Genomic DNA, 17251 nt, shown 5'->3' on the forward strand with positions numbered 1-17251 from the left:
GAGCCTCTTCTCAGTGTCGTTTAGGCGTGCAATTCCTAGAGACTCGACTCCCGGGATAAAAGATAGTGCGCCAGGGCTTTTTTCTGCACCGCCGTAAAGTTGTAGTTAGGCATTGGTGGTGTTGGGGTATCGAAGTAGTCAGCCAGGGTCTGCGCTGTGTATTTAGCGGATAAGTTGCGCAGGGGAAACTGGGCCTGATGGCAGTGGGCACAATCGTTAGACCGATAGAGCTGCGCGCCCAGTTGCACCACCTCGGCATCTATTGAAAGCGCGTTGGCCGTGGATGTTTTTTGCAGTTGTGGCTGCTGTGTTGTCAATACAGCTTGGCGAGGGGCCCCTTGGCTCACACGATAAACTGCACCGGCGTAGTCATCGGAAATATAGATGTTGCCCAGTTTATCCTCGGCGATGGCGACAGGGCGGCCGTAAACCGTTTGACGGTCATCGCTGAGAAATCCCCACAGGAAATCCCTCTGTTGGATTTCTCCGTCGTTACTCCAGTGCAGGGAGACAACTTTATAGCCATCTTTCACGCTGCGGTTCCACGAGCCGTGCAGGGCGACCAGCGCTGCATGGCGATAATCCTTAGGCTGTTCGACACTGCGCAAAAATTTAATCCCGAGCGGCGCGTTGTGAGCGCGAAATTCGTACACGGGAGGAATTGAATCAGCAATCTTTTGCTGGATTTCAGGGCTTGCATCCACCCCAAGATCCGGATCGGGAACCCGGTCACCGTAGGCGTAGGGCCATCCGTAGAATTGGTCTTTGCGAATCAGGTTGAGCTCGTCTGGCGGCAGGTTGTCGCCGAGCCAATCGCGGCCATTATCTGTTGCGTAAAGTCCGCCATCTTTTGGAGACCAATCGAACCCCACACTATTACGCAGGCCGGTGGCGTATATTTCAAAATTATGTCCATTTGGTTTCATTCTCATGATGGTTGCGCGGCGAGGATCTTTTTCAATACAAACGTTGCAGCTGGAACCACTGCTGAGAAAAAGCCATCCATCGGGACTCATATCAATAGTTTTTGTCCAGTGTCCATCGTCCTCAAGATTTTCAATAATTCTCTGGTAGCGCCCAGCCAGTCGCCCATCGGAATGATCAAAGGGCACCCGTCCAACTGCGTCACTTTCGGCAATATATAACCAACCGTCGTGTAGCAATAATCCGTGGGGCCGTTGAAGATTATCAATAAGGGTCTTTTGCCCGTCACTGCGGCCGTCGCCGTCTTTATCTTGTAATAAAAGTGAAACTTTGCCATGTTTAGGCTGAGAGACGATGATGTCTCCTTTGCGGGTCACTGTGAGCCAGCGTGCGCCGGGAACATCCCCTGCGAATAACTGGACCGAGTATCCATCTGCTGCGGTCAGCCGGCCTGTCACTTCTTTTTCTGTTGTTTTGACACCACCGACCAGTTGGCGCCAAGGCACGCTGACGCTGGATTTAAAGGTGGCTAAGGCGGTAGAAAGCACCGCGCCGAGGGCGATAAAAAATATTAGCGTATATTTCAACGTTTTCTTCATGGTATCGATTGAACTTGAAATAAAGATGTTTATAGTTGCCGCGCTTATCTATTTACCCCTATAGTTAACACGGGATTAATTTCCTGTCTCCCCTCCCTTTTGTAACAGGTAACTCAGTTTGTGAGATATCTCTTACACAAAATTCAGCAGATTTCCCCTACTTTTTTCTCCCTTGATGTCCATAATTAACTTGCAAGGACGCGAAAGGGACTGCACTACTGCGGCAATGGATAAATGGATTGCGCCGCTCGCCCTAGGGATATGGGCACCATCCTGTGAGACGCACCGCCCGGGCCGGATTGCCTGGGCGGTGTTTTACATTCTGCTTTAACCTGCCTGTTGCTGCCTGCAACGCTTTCCACAATTTACACCTTTCTTTTGTAATTTGCTGTTATTCCATCAGCGGCATGTCGCTGTCTGGAATTTGTAATAGTTATCCGCTTTAATGTTGATAGGCCGGCCAAATTACCCATGGGCCGGCGGAGGGTGGCGCATTCAGTAATCTACCAGCAGAAGTGCCCGTATTACCCAAGGCAAAACTACGCCTGTGGGCATCTGTATTTTCGTTGGTAAAAAAGCTTTCAGACTCCTCCATCTTGTCTGGGAGCAAGCTTTTACTTTCGAAGGTGGCAGTTTTTTCTAATGCTGTGAATCGCGCCAGCTTCTGTCATCGTCATCCAGTCCCTTCGATCTGTCACTCCAAAACTTCTTTTTTCTTCTTTATAAAAACTGTTGTGATTACACGGAAACAGTTCCGGGGCTGCCTTGTTCTATTCGACTGTGGGGAGGCGAGGTTATGCACGCGAGAATATTGCGTTTAAACCTGGCGGGACAACCGCTGGAATGGCTGAGTTGGCAAGAGGCATCCTGTCTGTACGTGCGGGAGCTGGTTACATGGTCGCTGGGAGGTGTTGTCCAGCGGGTGAGAGGAGGCTTTAATCGCAATGGCGATCGCTCCAGCCTCGATCTGGCCGCTATTATCGCCTGTGGCGGTGCACGTATGGCCCGTCCGCGCCGGCGCCCACCTCTAACAAATCGAGCACTGTTTTTTCGCGATTCCCATACTTGTCTTTATTGCGGTAACTTCTTTAAAAGTGTGGATTTGACACGGGACCATGTTATTCCTGTTTCCAAAGGCGGAGTTGATTCCTGGGAAAATGTGGTTGCGGCCTGCAGGCGCTGTAACCAGCATAAGGGCAATCAATTATTGGAAAATATCGACATGGAGTTGTTGGCTTTGCCCTTCTGCCCCAATGCAGCTGAATACCTTGCCCTGATTAACAGTGAGCGGATTCGCGGCGATCAGATGGAGTTTCTGCGCGGCCAGTTTTCACGGCGACGTCAACAGGGGTGGTTGTTGCACTAGCCCGTCGGATCAAAATGAGCAAAAAAGAAAAGGGGCCAACAGGCCCCTTTTAATTATGTCTTGTCGTTAGGTGAAGATACCGCAGAGCGGATCAGGCCGGCCAGGTATTCGGTGAAATTGTGCCCGTGGTTTTCCATCATTTTGGGGAACATGGAGTTAGGTGTCATACCGGGAAAAGTATTGACCTCATTGAGGTAGAGTTCGCCGGTCTCTGTCAGGAAAAAGTCTATGCGGGACAAATCCTTCAGCTTTAGGGCTTTAAAAGTGCGCAGGGATACTTCGGCTATCCATTGAAGCTGTTCTTCGTGAAGATCAGCAGCTTCGATAAAGGTGACCGCGCGGCTGCCCTCGGCATACTTTTCCTTATAAGTGTAAAAAGTATCCGTTGGGGCGCGTACTTCTCCCGGGTGGGTTGCGATCACATCATCATCGTAGTGGTAAACCGCAACTTCCAGCTCTCTGGCTTTCAATGCTTTTTCTATCAGCACATAAGGGGAGAGTTTAAAGGCGTCCTCGATCGCGGCCTCTAAGCCCTCTTTGTCACGGACCTTAAAGCAACCTACGGAAGATCCCTGATTGGAGGCTTTAACAAATACCTCGCCCCAGTTCTCCAGGGCATCGTGAGCTTTTTGTAGCTCCTCGACTTCAGTGCTGTGCAAAAACTCGTAAGGTGTGTTTTCAATACCCAGAGCGCTGAGCCACATCTTGGTTTTAATTTTGTTAAAGCAGATTTTGCTGGGCTCAGGTGCAGAGCCGAAATAGGGGATGCCGAACATATCCAGTTGCGACTGCAAATCGCCGGTCTCTCCCGGGTAGCCATGAATTGCAGGAATTACGTAGTCCACATCCCAGGAGTTACCTTCTTCATCGCGAATTTTGCGATCGTAAAAGATATGGTAAACCCGGCCCTGGCTGTCGGTAAGGCAGCCACTGCTATCCATTTCCACCCGCAATAGGGCGATGTCCTCTGCCGCTGACAACTTGTCCTCGATAAAATCAGCAGTTCTGAGGGATACGTCGTGCTCGCTGCCGCCACCGCCGCAGATAAGCAAGGTGTTAATCATAAAATTATTCCGTCGTAGTGCCTGCCGAAGGTGCGGTTAATACCTGTTCGCACTGTTGAGGCAAGGTCTTTGGTTTCGGCTTTTTCTGTTTCGGCTGGGGTTTAGTGCCATTGAGAATTGCATAGAAGTCATCGCTAAACCACCAATCCAGGTCACTGCCACAGGCTGCAGTGGTCACTGGTGCCTGGGGCTTACAGTTGGTGCTTCCCTCTGGGCAGGCCAGGCGCACATGAAAATGGTAATTGTGCCCCCACCAGGGGCGCACTTTTCGCAGCCACTCGTTATCTTCGCCGGATATTTCGCACAGGTGGCGCTTGATGGTCGGGTGTACAAAAATTCGTTCGACCCGCTGGTCCTCTGAGGCCAAGCGCAGGATTTTGGGAACCCGGTCGTCCCAGTTTTCAGGGATTAGGCGGTGTTTGCGCTCATCAGCCAAGGCAACAGCAGAAATATTATCACGCTCCCACGGGGTGAGGGGACGCTCTGCGGCTCGCCGATCCTGGGAATACCAGATGTCTACGTCCAGGCCAGTTTGGTGGCTGTTGTGCCCACCACTGCCGAAAGGGCCCCCTCGAGCCATAGACATGTCACCGATCTGGATTCTGCCCAGATCTTTCTGCGCCACGCTCTGGGAAAACTCCTTTAGGAAGTTAATGGTCTGGGGGTGGGCAAAATGTCGATCGCGGCCAGTCCTCACCAACTGATAGCCCTCTCCCCTCAATGGCAGGGTCTCTCCGCCACTCAGGCAGCCATTGGTGTAGGTGCCAATACTCGATGGTGTCTGTGCACTGGGCCCTTCGACCTTATCCCAGTCGTTGGCACTTGCGGCGCCGCTCGCTAGGGCCGAGGCGAGAATCAGGGTGTGGGTTAGTTGCCGTAAAAATCCCGCTTTAAAGGGGCTAACGGCCTCGGTAGTGGATACTGAATTTTGAGCTTTCGGGTGCATAGGTCCCTGGATACCAATAAGTCACAGTTGTCGGGCCACCTCAAGTGGCGCCCGACGAGTATAGACAGACAGAGTGCTAGCTCTGTGACGCAAGTATCTCTTTGCAGTTCCGTATCAGCTGCTCCATTTCCTCATCGGTGCCAATAGAGATACGCAAGTACTCACTGATCCGGGGCTTGTTGAAGTAACGTACGAGAATATTACGCTCCCGCAGTGCCAGATACAGGGCTTCTGCGCCGGGCTCCGGTGGTTTGGCGAGGAGGAAATTGGCTTGGGAGGGAATCACTTCGAACCCCAGGTCTGTAAGCGCCCGCTCACAGCGCTCGCGGGTGGCGATGACCTTGCCGCAATTGTCGCTGTGCCAGGCGGTATCGCGGATCGCTGCGGTGGCCACACGCTGGGCAATGGCATCAATGGGGTAGGAGTTAAAGGAGTTCTTGGCTCTCAGCAACCCTTCAATCAAGTGCTTTTGCCCCATGGCAAAGCCGAGGCGAAGCCCTGCGAGGGCATAGGATTTTGACAGTGTGTGTATCACCAACAGGTTGGGGTAGCGATCGATGAGTGTTGTTGCACTCTGTCCGCCAAAATCGATATAGGCCTCATCAATAACCACCACTCTCTCAGGCTGTGAGTGCAAGAGCTGTTCAATCTGCTCTAGCGGCAGGTACCGTCCCGTGGGTGCATTGGGGTTGGGAATAATTACACCGGCTGCGGGAGCGGCATAGTCCTCAAGCTGGATAGAGAAATCACCGTGCAGGGGAACAGTGCGGCTTTTGATATTGAAGAGCTGGCAATAAACCGGGTAAAAACTGTAGGTGATATCCGGAAATAACAGGGGCTCGCTGCGGCGGAAAAAACTGTAAAAACTCAGCGCCAGCACTTCATCGGAGCCATTGCCCACAAATACTTGCTCAGCAGAGAGATTGTGCTTATCGGCTATAGCGCGGCGCAATTCACAGGACTCAGGGTCGGGATAGCGGCGCAATGCATCAGCAAAGTCGTGTTGCTCCAAGAGCCTTAAAGCTTCGGGGGAGGCAGGGTAGGGGTTCTCATTGGTATTGAGCTTAATCAGGGTTTCACTCTTGGGCTGCTCCCCGGGTGTATAGGGTTCCAGCTGGTCGAGCCCTGGGCTCCAATAAATCTTGCTCATGATTCCACCTCTGCAGTACTACTTTGATTGTCGCTGGAGGAGCCTTCAGCGCCCTCTTTAGTTTCTTTTTTCTTGATGGGGATATCAAACAGATCGGCCGAATTTCCAATAAATTCCTGCATGGGAACAGGGTTGCGGAATAGCATATTATCGTATTTCAGCTCTGTGGATATCGGCGGAACCTCGCTGAATTCGTCCATGTTGTTAACGCTTTCAGCTAAGCCCAGGCCGAGGAATGCCAGTGGCAGTGTCAGCGCCACTGTCCAGCGCCAGCCCCTGGCGAGGTTGGTGGCCAAATAGCAGGCGGACCAGAGCATTGCCGGTAATATGATGGCGAGTACCAGGAAATCCAGGACCTGAATAGTGGTGCCGATGGCAAAATTGAAATTGATTAGCCCCCTCAGCCATTCCCAAAAGGTGTAAGTAAGTGCACCTATGGCGGCGATGGATAGATGGGTGAAAAAGTGCGTTTCATGCCTGACTACCCTGCCGATAAACGCCCAGACTCCGGCGTAAATCACCATGCCAATAATGGCCGTGGCAAGAATGTTGACGGCAATAGTCCATTGATAGTTTCGGGCGTAACCGAGGTAGCTCATCAGTACGCTGGCGAAACCAAAACATAACAGCAGCAGTATTGCTCCCAGGGGGTGGGACAAGCTGGAAAACAGGTTCTCCAGTGAATGGAGAGGGGTAGCTTCAGGTACCGGGTCATCCGTATGGAAAACCCGGAAGCGTGACTTCCCACACTGCAGCAAGTCACCGGAGGAAATCCTGTGTTGAGCGATGGTATCGGGTTTAACAGATTTGTCTTTCAGGTTTCCCAAAAGCTGGCAGCCGTTGATCGAATTGAGGTCGTGTAAGACGTACTGGCCGTCCTCTCCCCGCTTGATTTCGGCATGGTGGGCATCGGAATGGATGTCCTCCAGAATGGCATCGTTGTCGTAAGCGCGGCCCAGGGTAAATTTATCCCCGTCCATTCGGTAGCGCAGTTGCACCCGGTGGGCGCGATTGAGTTCTTCAATAATCAGGGCCATTGGATCTCGCTCGTAAACTTCTGGGTAAAGGCGTCGGCGGACTCCTGGGTAAAGCCGGACAAGGTAAAGTGGCTGACCAGTGCGCGATTTTTCTGATCCACACTTAGGCTAAGGAAGAAAATATCGTAGAGGTCAGGGAAGTCCTTGTAGCGCCTGACACAGTAGCTGGTGCGCGCGATCAGGGGCTCGCGATTGCGATCCGGCTTCGATACCGAGGTTTCATTGCCGCGCTCCTGAGAGGTAAATCCTTGCTGGCAGTGGAAATTGGTTACATCTTCTTCTCCAGCGCTATTGCCTGGGTAAAAGGAGTCCATCTGCCCTTCGTACTCGGCATAAAAGCGCGCGGGCAGAAGATCCTCGGCCTGCAGCCAGAAAAATTCGTACTCTACCCGCCCGGTGTTGAAGTCGTCGGACAGGAAAATAACATCTTGTCCTGTGCAGCCTTTATCAATTCGCTTGATCGGGTTAGTTTCGCTCTCTTGGGTGTTTCCCCAGCATTTAATGGCTGGAATTATTTCACCGACAACCTGTGCCTCACCGAGGGCGCGACGCTGCCAGTCGGCCCTAAGTATTGAGTCGATAATTTTTTGCTGGTTATCCAAAAGCTGTTGATAAGTTACTTGCTTCAGGTTGAGAGTGCCGCCTTCAGCGCGGTAGTGTTTTAAAAGTGACGACAGCTTATCCACTGGTACCAGGAAGCTAACCTGGTTGCCTGCAGTCGCCACATTAATGCCCACTACCTGCCCCTGGGTATTGATCGCTGGCCCGCCGCTCATTCCCGGATTAATAGATCCGGCAAAGTGAATACGATCGTAGAAGCTACCGCCGGCAATACCGTTATAGGTTCCGGGAATCAAGGTCATGCCGAGGTCCAATGGGTTACCCAGGGAGACAATGGTTTCCCCTTTTTTGGGGGTGTCTGTCGCCAATTCCAGGTATTCGTCTCCCGGTTTCTCCTGGCGCAGCAGCGCCAGGTCATTGACCACATCAATATCCAGTAGAGTTAATTTTCCCCGGGTGCCATTAACTGCAAGATATTCCAGGGAGTACTCGTCTGGCTCGCTAACCGCTTGTGCCACTACGTGGTAATTGGTGGCGATCAATCCATCGGGAGAGATTTGAAAGCCTGACCCCAGGCCGGCTTTTGAATTGGAGGATTTTTCGATAAGTCGAATTTGATAGAGGCTGCCGCGATAATCACTGTAGAGCTTTTCATAGCCTTGCGCCATTGCAACAGTGGATAAGCAGCACAGAATCCAGGCGAAGAGCCACGTGGAAAGTTTCGGCATTTTGAATTGATTAAATTGTGGACAGGAAGCGTGATATTACGGGATATAGGATAGTGCAACAAGCGCCCATCACCGGTGCTATCTACCGGTGATGGGTTTGTTTTGGATGGTTAGAGATAGTCCACAATTTTTGGCTGTGTCTCTATCACTTTTTGGTGCGACTCGAGATAAAAGCGGCTGAAGAGTTTGTCGGCTTCTTCCGGAGCGATAAAGCCCTCGCTAAATCCTGGGCTAACTGGATCGAGATGCAGGCGTGCGCAGTTGATCACATGGGCGGCCATCTGCGCCATATTTTCATCCCCAACAGAAATTCGGATAGTGGTTGGGAATATACCCGCCGCTTCCATCGCTTCAGGTGATAGCTCTGAGTGAGATGTCAGGGCGGGGCACAGCACCATAGTATTTGTCTGGCCCAAGCTCACCATCTGCCCGAAAGCGGGCTCCAGCGCGTCAAAGAAACTTTTAAAGGCTTCGGTGGGAATTTGCGCAGCTTCCATGTCAATGCTGAATAGTGGTGTGGGGAACTGGTAGCGCATCAGCGATTCTCGCAGCCCGGAATTGGGATGGGTTTCCACTGCATGGCTGTTGACACGAATCTTGCTGTGACTGGCGAAGAAATGGCTGAGGCTCAAAGTATTAATACACTTGGTGAGCATGCGCATTTCCAGGGTGCGCATACCGCAATGCACTTCCCAGGCCTTGTCTGCATCCAGGAAAGCCCCCTTGATGTAATAAACATCCCAGAACATGCACTGATCCCAATTAAGGCCTTTTGTGCTGTCACCTTTAGGGATAAACATGCGGTGGTTTTCGCCGATAACCACACCGGCAGTGGCGGCACCGGTGCCGCCGATATCCTTGGTGTAGGAGTGAACAACAAAATCCGGTCTCTCTTCCCTATCTTTGCGGCGCAGTGGCTGATATAGGAAAGGGGTTGCCAGGGTGGCATCCAGGCTTACCAGGATATTTTCCCGGTGAGCGGTTTTACAAACAGCCGGTACATCCAGCATGATCCCGTGGGGATTGCATGGAGACTCAATATAGACATGTATTTTTGCTCCGGCACTGATTGCGTCTGCGTATGCTTGCTGGGTATCAGCCAGTAGCTTTTCGAACTCTTCACCGGTAGTGCCATCAAACCAGGCCAGATTGATAGACAGTTTATCTTTGCGGGCGTAGAAATCCTGTAATAGCTGGTGAGTGCCGCCATAGATATTCCTGGAAACAATTAAGATATCCCCGTGGCGCAATTGATTTGATAGGAGTGCATCGATTGCAGCCATACCGGAATTGAAATTCCAGGCCATGTATTCACTGGCTTCAGGTCCGCATTCCAAATCCACAATAGCATTGGCCAGGGAAATGGAAGTGGGGTTGAGTAAACGTGAATAAATATCGTGGCTCGGCTCGCGCCCACGGAAAGCATCGTCCACCCACTCGGTGCAGGCATAAATGTAAGTTGCCGTGCGGGCAATTACCGGGGTAGCAGAAAAAATAGCGGGAATATTATCGAACAGGGGGTAACCACCCCGTGTGGTGATATTAAAGTCGTCTCCCTGTAGGCTCTGAAAGCTGGCGCGCAATGGGTTTTGTAAGGTGTCCAATAATTTCGCCAGCTGGAAACTCATAAATCGCTTGGCATTGAAATAGGCAATCTTGTCAGATTTGTCCAAGCGCTGGAGTGTATCGGTTACCTGGCTCCACAGTTGGCTCAGATTTCCCTGTGCCTGGTAGAGCAGGGTTGCGGTCTGTTCTAACAGTTTTCCATGCTCTGATTCACTATCAATACAAAAGTGCTGCAATTGCTCTTTTGCCAGTTCATCAATATTTTTTGCCTCGGTGCTGTTGCGGCGGGGAGAGAGAATTTTTACATCTTCTAGGTTCGCTTCCATTGTGTCCTCACTACGTGATGCTTTTTGTTATATGGCGACTCTAACAGTCATCTGCGTCGTATAAAACACTTGGCGAGCAATCAGTGTGTAATTTGCTGTGTTTTGGCGTGATCGATCTGTAATTTGGAAATCTGTACAGTAGCTTCCAGTTGAGGGGGTAGGTGGCTGTGGTAATGGTTGCCGGCCATGGAAAGGCAGCCCCCACAACATTTAAATAGGATTTAATTTCCTCGTAGCCTTAGGTAGTGCGATGAAATAAAGGGATTCAGCGCAAGCTGAACGGTCAAGCTGGAATCGACAGGTGTAGAGTCTTAGTCGATTCTCTTGGATGAGCTTGTCCGGGCATGGATGCCAAATTTTGCTCTTGATAGTGTTGTTGTAACCGTCGATGGTTGGGACCATCATTTCGGGCCGGCAGTTTTATTACTGCCGGCTTTTTTTTAATTTGGACTCCATTTTGAGAGCGATTACCCATACAATATTTTCCAGTCTTCAAGCCTGCCGTGTAGCACCCAATAAAGTTCTGAGACGCAATTCAAATTGGATTGAATTGGCGAAAGGGATCATCGATTGATTTCAACAAGCTCCAAGAATAGTTTTATATTTATTTTAAAAAATATGCCCTGATTCTGGTCTCGGTGTCGCCATAGTGGAAAAGGAATAATCCTTCCACTCTTGGTTCTGCTTAAATTAAGCGTTTATCAAATGTTATTTTTGGCGTACGACGACTCCGTGTGTCTATTTTAATTATTTGGTGTGTGGTTGCCTGTAATGAGGTGTGATCGACCTGTAATCCTTAAGTCTGTACATTGACGTCCAGTTGAGGGAGTACAGGTGGCTGTGGGAACAGTTACCTCGCCATGGAAGGGCAGCTCCCACAATAAAATTTCGGATGGATTTAATTCTCCTATCGCCCTGTGCGCGTTAGAGAGTAAAGGGATTCAGCGCAAGCTGAACGGTCAAGCTGGAATCGACAGGTGCAGAGCCTTGGTCGATTCAACTGGATATGCTTGTCCGGGGACGGATGCTGAAGTTTGCTCATGATAGTGTTGTTGTAACTGTCGATGCTTCGGGTCAGTAGCTTCAGTTCTACTGGCTTTTTTAAAGTTGAGACCGGTTATGATAACGCGGTCAAGGACGTAGTTTACAACAAGATAAAATGTCCTTTGGTGATACCATATAACAAATTTTTAGAGAGGGATGGAAATATGGTCAATTGTGCTGACCTACCTGTACTTGACGTAAAGGTGCCTAAAGAAGGGTTAAAACTGGATTTGGTTCTTCAGCCTAAAGAGCAAGAAGATGGTAAGCCTCAGTACTGGCCGCTGTTTAATGCGGTTAACCCTGAAGAGCACTTCGGCAATATGCACTTCAAAATCCATAAGCGTGCAGTATTGACTCTGGAGGTGACTCTGGATTTATCACAAGTACCGGGTCGTGAGTTGGAATTTGTTCGCTATCGCCAGAACCATAAGTTAGATGGTCTTATTGCCCTGAGCCCGGATTTTCGTCACCAGTTCCGTGCTCGCGCTAAAGAAGTGGATGGTGAATTCACTAAACTGATTATCAAAATTAGGGATAGAGAGGATATCCCCGATAACTTCTCTTTCCTATGGATGTGCATGGATGCGGAAACCGGTGCGCACTTTGTCTCTGGGGATCCAGAGGCGCAGGTCGACCCATTTCCAGTTAATGGCCCACTTTAGTCGCAAATAGCCGACATAACTTTTTGTGAGGTTTGGGGTTGGGTGCAGAGTTTTTTAAATGCCGGTAAGGCAAACCACTCTGCCCCCATTCCTAGCTCAATTAGCTCTTCTATATAGTAACTTGCTGATCGCCATTCCTCGGAAAGGGCATAGATAAGGGCCGCACTGTAGGTGATATCGGTGTCATCTTGGTTCATTTTAAGCAGCTTGTTAAGTATAACTATTGATTCAGCATGCTGGTTAAGGTTCGCCAGGGCTATTGCTCGGATTCGATATTTTCTAAGGCTTTGATCTCCATCCTTAATATTTGAGGTTAGCTTTAATATCTTTTCATACTCATTTATTGCGAGCTGGTTATTTCCCAGCATTTGATAGGTTTCTGCAGTTTGATATATCGTAGTTAAGTTCTGCGGTGATATAGATAGCACTTTTTTATATTTGTCTAATGCTTCCGGATATTTCCCTTGCAGAAAATAAACTACCCCTAAATTGGCTTCGGAGGTTAAGCTTCGGAATTGTTCTGGAATTGCAATGAAAGCCTTTTGGGCGGTTTCCAGGTTTCCTTGTTCTAATTCAATTACCCCAATAACAGCATGAGCCGACCAGAAATCTGGATGCTTTTCTAGAAGGATGCCTAAAGTTTCTCTTGCTTCGTCATAGTTTGCGATTTGAAATTGGTTTATTGCAACCAAGTATAAGTTCAGTGCGGAGGGGTTTAGAGTTGAGGCTTGCTCTGCATAATAGAGGCCTTGCTTATAATTTTCTTGGGAATAGTAGAATCGGGCATATTGAGCAAGTATGTGTGCAGAGGGGTATCCTTTAGCCTGAAGTTTATTTAATATCGCTTCAAATCCCGCTCTATCTATGCCTGCGGATTTAATATAAAGTTGGGCTTCAAGAAGAGCAGTTTTGTCGGCCCCAGTAGATTCTGCACTGGCTAATATCCCAAGAGCCGATGTAAGTAGGCTGGTATCGTTGCTAGCCATATATAGTTTAGTGGCTATTTTCGCATATAGGGAGTATAGGTTTGAGTTTTTTGGATATTTGCCAATCAACTCTTTTGATATTTCTAAATCTTCTGGTTCGGTAGCGGTCTTCGTAAGTTTTGCAATTGTAGAAAGATACCGAGTATAGTCTTCAGGCGCCATTCTAACATCGGCGACCGACTCTTTATGGTATTTGCTTGGGAATAGGTCTATGGCACTATTCCGTATTGAATATTGGGACTCTTGTCTCTGTTGATCTGTAAGAAATATAAAAGAAATTTGCTTTTTGACTTGTTTGTCTAACGGGTTAATAACTTGTATTTCGATGTTGCAACGCAATTGCATGCACTCTAAACGTGCCGCTAAAGCATCAGTAATCCCCTTTTCCTTCAACCGTTGTAATTGGTCATCTAGGCTGGCTTGCTTTCTGGGGTTATAGCTTACTAAGGCGCTTGACTTTAGGTGGCTTGGGGTGCTCATAAGAGCTTGGCGTACCATAGCGGCGACTAGAGTGTCCGTGTTTTGATCGGTTGTTTTTCCGCTAAATTCGACAGGAAGTACTGCAATATATTTGGGGGGCAACTTAGAATAAGTTTTCCAGCCCCATGTTACAGCTGTAGCTAAAACAGCAAAGCCGGCTAAACATTTAGTCAGACGGTTATATTTCTTGCGCGGTTTGATAAGCAACTGTGTTACTGTTTCAGAGTATTGTTGGGTGTCAGCATCAATGCCATGATGGCGGACTAAAGAAAGAGCTTCGAAAACTTGCTGGGCAGAGTCTGGGCGCTGCTCGGGGCGCTTACTTAAGAGTCTATCGAGCAGTGCTACAAGTGGCTTAGGTATTTCTGGCCAGTAGGTTTGTGGAGGAATATGGGGTGCGCTACAAATTTGTTGGGCAAATGCCAGCGCATTTAAGTCTCCACGTTCAAAGGGCTTGTTGTTGCAAAGCAGTTCGTAGGCAATACTGCCCAAGCTAAATAAGTCACTTCGAGCATCCAGAGGGGTACCTTGAACCTGCTCTGGGGACATCGCCTGTATGCTGCCAGCGATATGATCTTCTCTGGTCAGTTGTTGGTCACAATCCAGCGCCTTGGCGATGCCAAAGTCGGTGATTTTTGCTACGCCATCATTAGTGACAAGGATATTTTCGAGCTTAAGATCTCTATGAATAATACCTAGGGAGTGAGCTTTACTTAGCCCCTGACATATTTGCATCAACAAGTCGAGCTTTACTGCCAGGGTAGGGCTATTTTCGCGAAGCCATTCTTTAAGAGTGACACCCTCAACGAGCTCCATAACAAGGGCGATCCCGTTAGTTTCCTCTAGTACGTCATAAAGCCGCACAATATTTGGATGATTCAACCTGGCTAGAAGTTCGGCTTCGCTGCGAAAACGGGCCTCTGCAGAATTTCCACTTAAGTCAGAGCGGAGGCGCTTAATAGCTACCTTTCGCCGAAGCTTGATATCTTCGGCTAAGTAAACAACCCCCATACCACCAGCACCCAGGGTGCGCTCAACCCTGTAACGGCCTTGATATTCCTCAGTTTTTTCCAACGCAACTACGTCCATTGTATTGAGTTCTTCTCGGATGGATGGGGGATTTTACCTGATAGTACAATTTCGTGAAGGGATCTGTCGCCTTGTAAAGGGAAATGGTTCACGTTATTCCATTCTGTTTGATTTGCTTTTGGTGACTTAAGTGCCAATTCTGTCAGTGCATAACGCTGGATAACTGGAACGCAAATCATCAAAACTGGCGATGGTACAAATAGACTGAAAGCCAACGGTAGTGAACCACACTGGGGCTGCGCCTAGCTCCAAGGTCTTTCGTATGTAGGCTTTGGCGGAGAGCATCTCACCACTTGCCATATAAACCTGAGCATGGATGTAATTTACAAACAAGCCATTGCTAGGGGCTGTGTCGTCAATCTTCAATAGTGTTTCAATGGCTTGTTCTGCCTGGCCCAGCTCTGAGTAAGCCTTTGCCCGGAGTAATAGGCCAAGCGAATCTTGTTGATTCTGTGTCAGGTTCAGAGCGTGTCGGGCAAGCTCCAATGATTTCGCTTGCCTATTTTCTAGGCGAGCAATTTCTGCGAGCATTAGATATACATGAGGGGCGTTTGGGACGCGTTCAGCGATATGATAGAGGCAGCTTTTGGTGTCCTCGAACTGCTTTTCGATATAGTAGGATAGGCAGAGATTGAAAGTATCCCAATCTCCCAGCTGTTTTAGGCCCAGCTCACTAAGGAATCGGATAGACTCCTTTGGGTGGCCTGAGCCCAACTCAATAGTTGCGAGTAGAGAAATAGCATCATTATATTGATTGTTGAGGCGGATAGCGTGTAGAAGTTGGAGTTTGGCATTCTCCATTTGCCCCATTAAAATCAGGGTTGATGCCTTTTGGTGAAGATAAATGGGACTGATACGAATATCGAGTGCATGGTTAATGACATCCAAAGCACGTTTGTAATCCCCCCCCCGCTGGTAAGCTTTCGCGCGCAGAAAGTAGTAGAGCGCTTGGTCGGGCGATTGCAATTTTAACTTTGCGAGTAAGGTCTCTGTGCGTTCAGTATCTCCCAGATAAATGGCAATACGTATCTTGGTAGCCAATACAGATGGAGAGTTGGAAATCTTTGCGGGTATGTTTTTGAGGAGCTCATTGAGCCTGCCCCGTATTTTGACTTTCCGTGAGTGATAGAGGTGGGTGACTAGCAGATCTGCCAACAACTCATAGTAAGGGGGGAAATAGGGGTTCTTCTCTAGCAACTTTTCTATCTTGGTAATTGCACTGGCAACATCTGCTTCATTATTGCGCTGCTCAAATATCTCGAGATAAAGTTGGTAATCTGCTGGACTTAAGGTGAACTGGGCTCCTTGGTTTTCTATAGGATAGTTGGGTAGCAGGTATTGCATTTGCTGAAAAATGCGTGCACGGCTCTCCAGGGGAGCATCTAGGTCCAGCATGGTGCTACGGTTGGAGGTCTCGACGAAATCTTCGGTTTCTATTAAAGCGAATGAAGCTTCGCACAGAGTCGCTTCACAGCTCAAGGCGAATTGCAGTAGTAGTTGTGCGTTGAGCGCTTTCGCCTGTTCACGCAGGGGCTTGTCTTTTAGCTGTTGTGACTCCGAATAGGGGACTAGCAGTAAAGCTGCTTGATCGGACAGCCCCTGCTTGATAGAGCTGAGGAGATTGCTGGCCAGTAACCTTTCCTCGCGGTTATGTAGACTGGATAAGTCTGGCTCAATAATCGCAATATATTTTGCCGGGGGCTCTTTGCTGCTCGGCTGGAAAAACCGTGGGAAAACTGCGGTGGCTAAGCCAAATAGTATTGTTCCGGCTGCCAAGAGTATTCCGGCTAGGAATTTGTGGCTTTTGTTTTTACGTCGGCGCTGTACATGAAAATCTTCGGTCGTGATCGTGATTTCGCGTTCAGTGGTATCTTGTTGGGCCGATGTTAGTTGACCTAGTATCACATCTAGGTCGCCGGCTACAGCAGCAGCACTGACGGGACGCTTGTCAGGGCGTTTGGCTAGTAATTTATCTAGCAGTTTGCATAGTGCTGTAGGAAGACCTGTATTAATGACCCCTGCAGGGGGATGCGGATTGTTGATAATCCGATCGATGATAATATATGGACTTCCGTGCTTGCCAAACGGCGGTTGGCCACATAGCAAGTGATAGGCTAGCATCCCTAGCGCAAATAAATCACAGCGGAAATCCAATTTTTCGCCGAGGGCTTGCTCGGGGGACATTGCGTACCAGCTACCGGCGATATGCTGCTCTCGAGTGAGCGCTATTGTATCCTGCCAACTTCGAGCAATGCCAAAGTCCGCGATTTTAGCGATATTATTACTATCAATAAGGATGTTGTCAGCTTTTAGGTCGCGGTGAATAATGCCGGCGGCATGTGCGCGGGCCAACCCTACAGTGATTTGCTTGAGCAGTTGTATTTTTTGGCGAAGATTGGGGTTGAATTCCCGTGCCCAATAGGTGAGCGGGCGGCCATCAACATACTCCATAACGAGGGCAACATCGTCCTGCTCCTCCACAACATCGTAAATTTGTACAATATGGTTGTGGTTAAGCTGAGCGAGCAATAATGCTTCCTGGCGAATTCGCTGTGAAGCAAACTCATTGCCGGGATTATTGAGCAGTCGCTTTATGGCGACCTGTCGGTTGAGCCGCTCATCTTTGGCGAGATATACAACCCCCATTCCTCCAGCTCCAATCTGGCCGATGATCTTGTAGTGCCCGATATAAGAAGGTGGTTGCGATGACATTGTAAATCTTG

Annotated in this window: 11 protein-coding genes; 2 read left to right on the forward strand and 9 right to left on the reverse strand. The window is 49.1% G+C overall.

All coding sequences use genetic code 11. The features are described from left to right. Nucleotides 1-35: 35 nt before the first annotated feature. Nucleotides 36-1523, reverse strand: a complete 1488-nt coding sequence (locus ACJJI5_RS04555) for a PQQ-dependent sugar dehydrogenase (RefSeq protein WP_445355637.1) — start codon at nucleotides 1521-1523, stop codon at nucleotides 36-38. Between the two features lie 796 nt (nucleotides 1524-2319). On the opposite strand from ACJJI5_RS04555, the gene ACJJI5_RS04560 reads away from it, so the two are divergent. Next, entirely contained in the window at nucleotides 2320-2889 is a 570-nt protein-coding gene (locus ACJJI5_RS04560) for an HNH endonuclease (protein WP_282931208.1), read from the forward strand. 53 nt (nucleotides 2890-2942) lie between these two features. Here ACJJI5_RS04560 and ACJJI5_RS04565 read toward each other — a convergent pair whose 3' ends face one another. The 6 genes from ACJJI5_RS04565 to ACJJI5_RS04590 form a co-directional block, all read right to left on the reverse strand. Beyond that, the gene (locus tag ACJJI5_RS04565; RefSeq protein WP_445355638.1) at nucleotides 2943-3953 is read right to left on the reverse strand and encodes a D-alanine--D-alanine ligase; all 1011 of its coding nucleotides are present in this window, start codon (nucleotides 3951-3953) and stop codon (nucleotides 2943-2945) included. 4 nt (nucleotides 3954-3957) lie between these two features. Beyond that, nucleotides 3958-4899 carry a penicillin-insensitive murein endopeptidase gene (gene mepA / locus ACJJI5_RS04570; protein WP_444925942.1) on the reverse strand — a complete coding sequence of 314 codons (942 nt, stop codon included), beginning with the start codon at nucleotides 4897-4899 and terminating at the stop codon, nucleotides 3958-3960. 76 nt (nucleotides 4900-4975) lie between these two features. Next, entirely contained in the window at nucleotides 4976-6049 is a 1074-nt protein-coding gene (gene hisC, locus ACJJI5_RS04575; protein WP_445355639.1) for a histidinol-phosphate transaminase, read from the reverse strand. Further along, complete coding sequence (locus ACJJI5_RS04580; RefSeq protein WP_444907242.1) at nucleotides 6046-7086, reverse strand: FHA domain-containing protein; 1041 nt, start codon at nucleotides 7084-7086, stop codon at nucleotides 6046-6048. Before ACJJI5_RS04580 ends, hisC begins: the two co-directional genes overlap by 4 nt. Further along, entirely contained in the window at nucleotides 7077-8375 is a 1299-nt protein-coding gene (locus tag ACJJI5_RS04585; protein WP_445355640.1) for a S1C family serine protease, read from the reverse strand. The genes ACJJI5_RS04580 and ACJJI5_RS04585 overlap by 10 nt, the downstream gene beginning before the upstream one ends. A 110-nt stretch (nucleotides 8376-8485) precedes the next feature. Further along, nucleotides 8486-10267 carry a trans-sulfuration enzyme family protein gene (locus ACJJI5_RS04590; protein ID WP_445355641.1) on the reverse strand — a complete coding sequence of 594 codons (1782 nt, stop codon included), beginning with the start codon at nucleotides 10265-10267 and terminating at the stop codon, nucleotides 8486-8488. A 1208-nt stretch (nucleotides 10268-11475) separates the two neighbouring features. Here ACJJI5_RS04590 and ACJJI5_RS04595 point away from each other — a divergent pair. After that, nucleotides 11476-11973 carry a hypothetical protein gene (locus ACJJI5_RS04595; RefSeq protein ID WP_445355642.1) on the forward strand — a complete coding sequence of 166 codons (498 nt, stop codon included), beginning with the start codon at nucleotides 11476-11478 and terminating at the stop codon, nucleotides 11971-11973. Here ACJJI5_RS04595 and ACJJI5_RS04600 read toward each other — a convergent pair. Next, the gene (locus ACJJI5_RS04600) at nucleotides 11970-14528 is read right to left on the reverse strand and encodes a protein kinase domain-containing protein (RefSeq protein WP_445355643.1); all 2559 of its coding nucleotides are present in this window, start codon (nucleotides 14526-14528) and stop codon (nucleotides 11970-11972) included. The genes ACJJI5_RS04595 and ACJJI5_RS04600 overlap by 4 nt on opposite strands. 126 nt (nucleotides 14529-14654) lie before the next feature. Then, nucleotides 14655-17240 carry a protein kinase domain-containing protein gene (locus ACJJI5_RS04605; RefSeq protein WP_444896070.1) on the reverse strand — a complete coding sequence of 862 codons (2586 nt, stop codon included), beginning with the start codon at nucleotides 17238-17240 and terminating at the stop codon, nucleotides 14655-14657. Nucleotides 17241-17251 lie beyond the last annotated feature (11 nt).

The organism is Microbulbifer maximicatervae (SeqCode) (assembly GCF_052467955.1).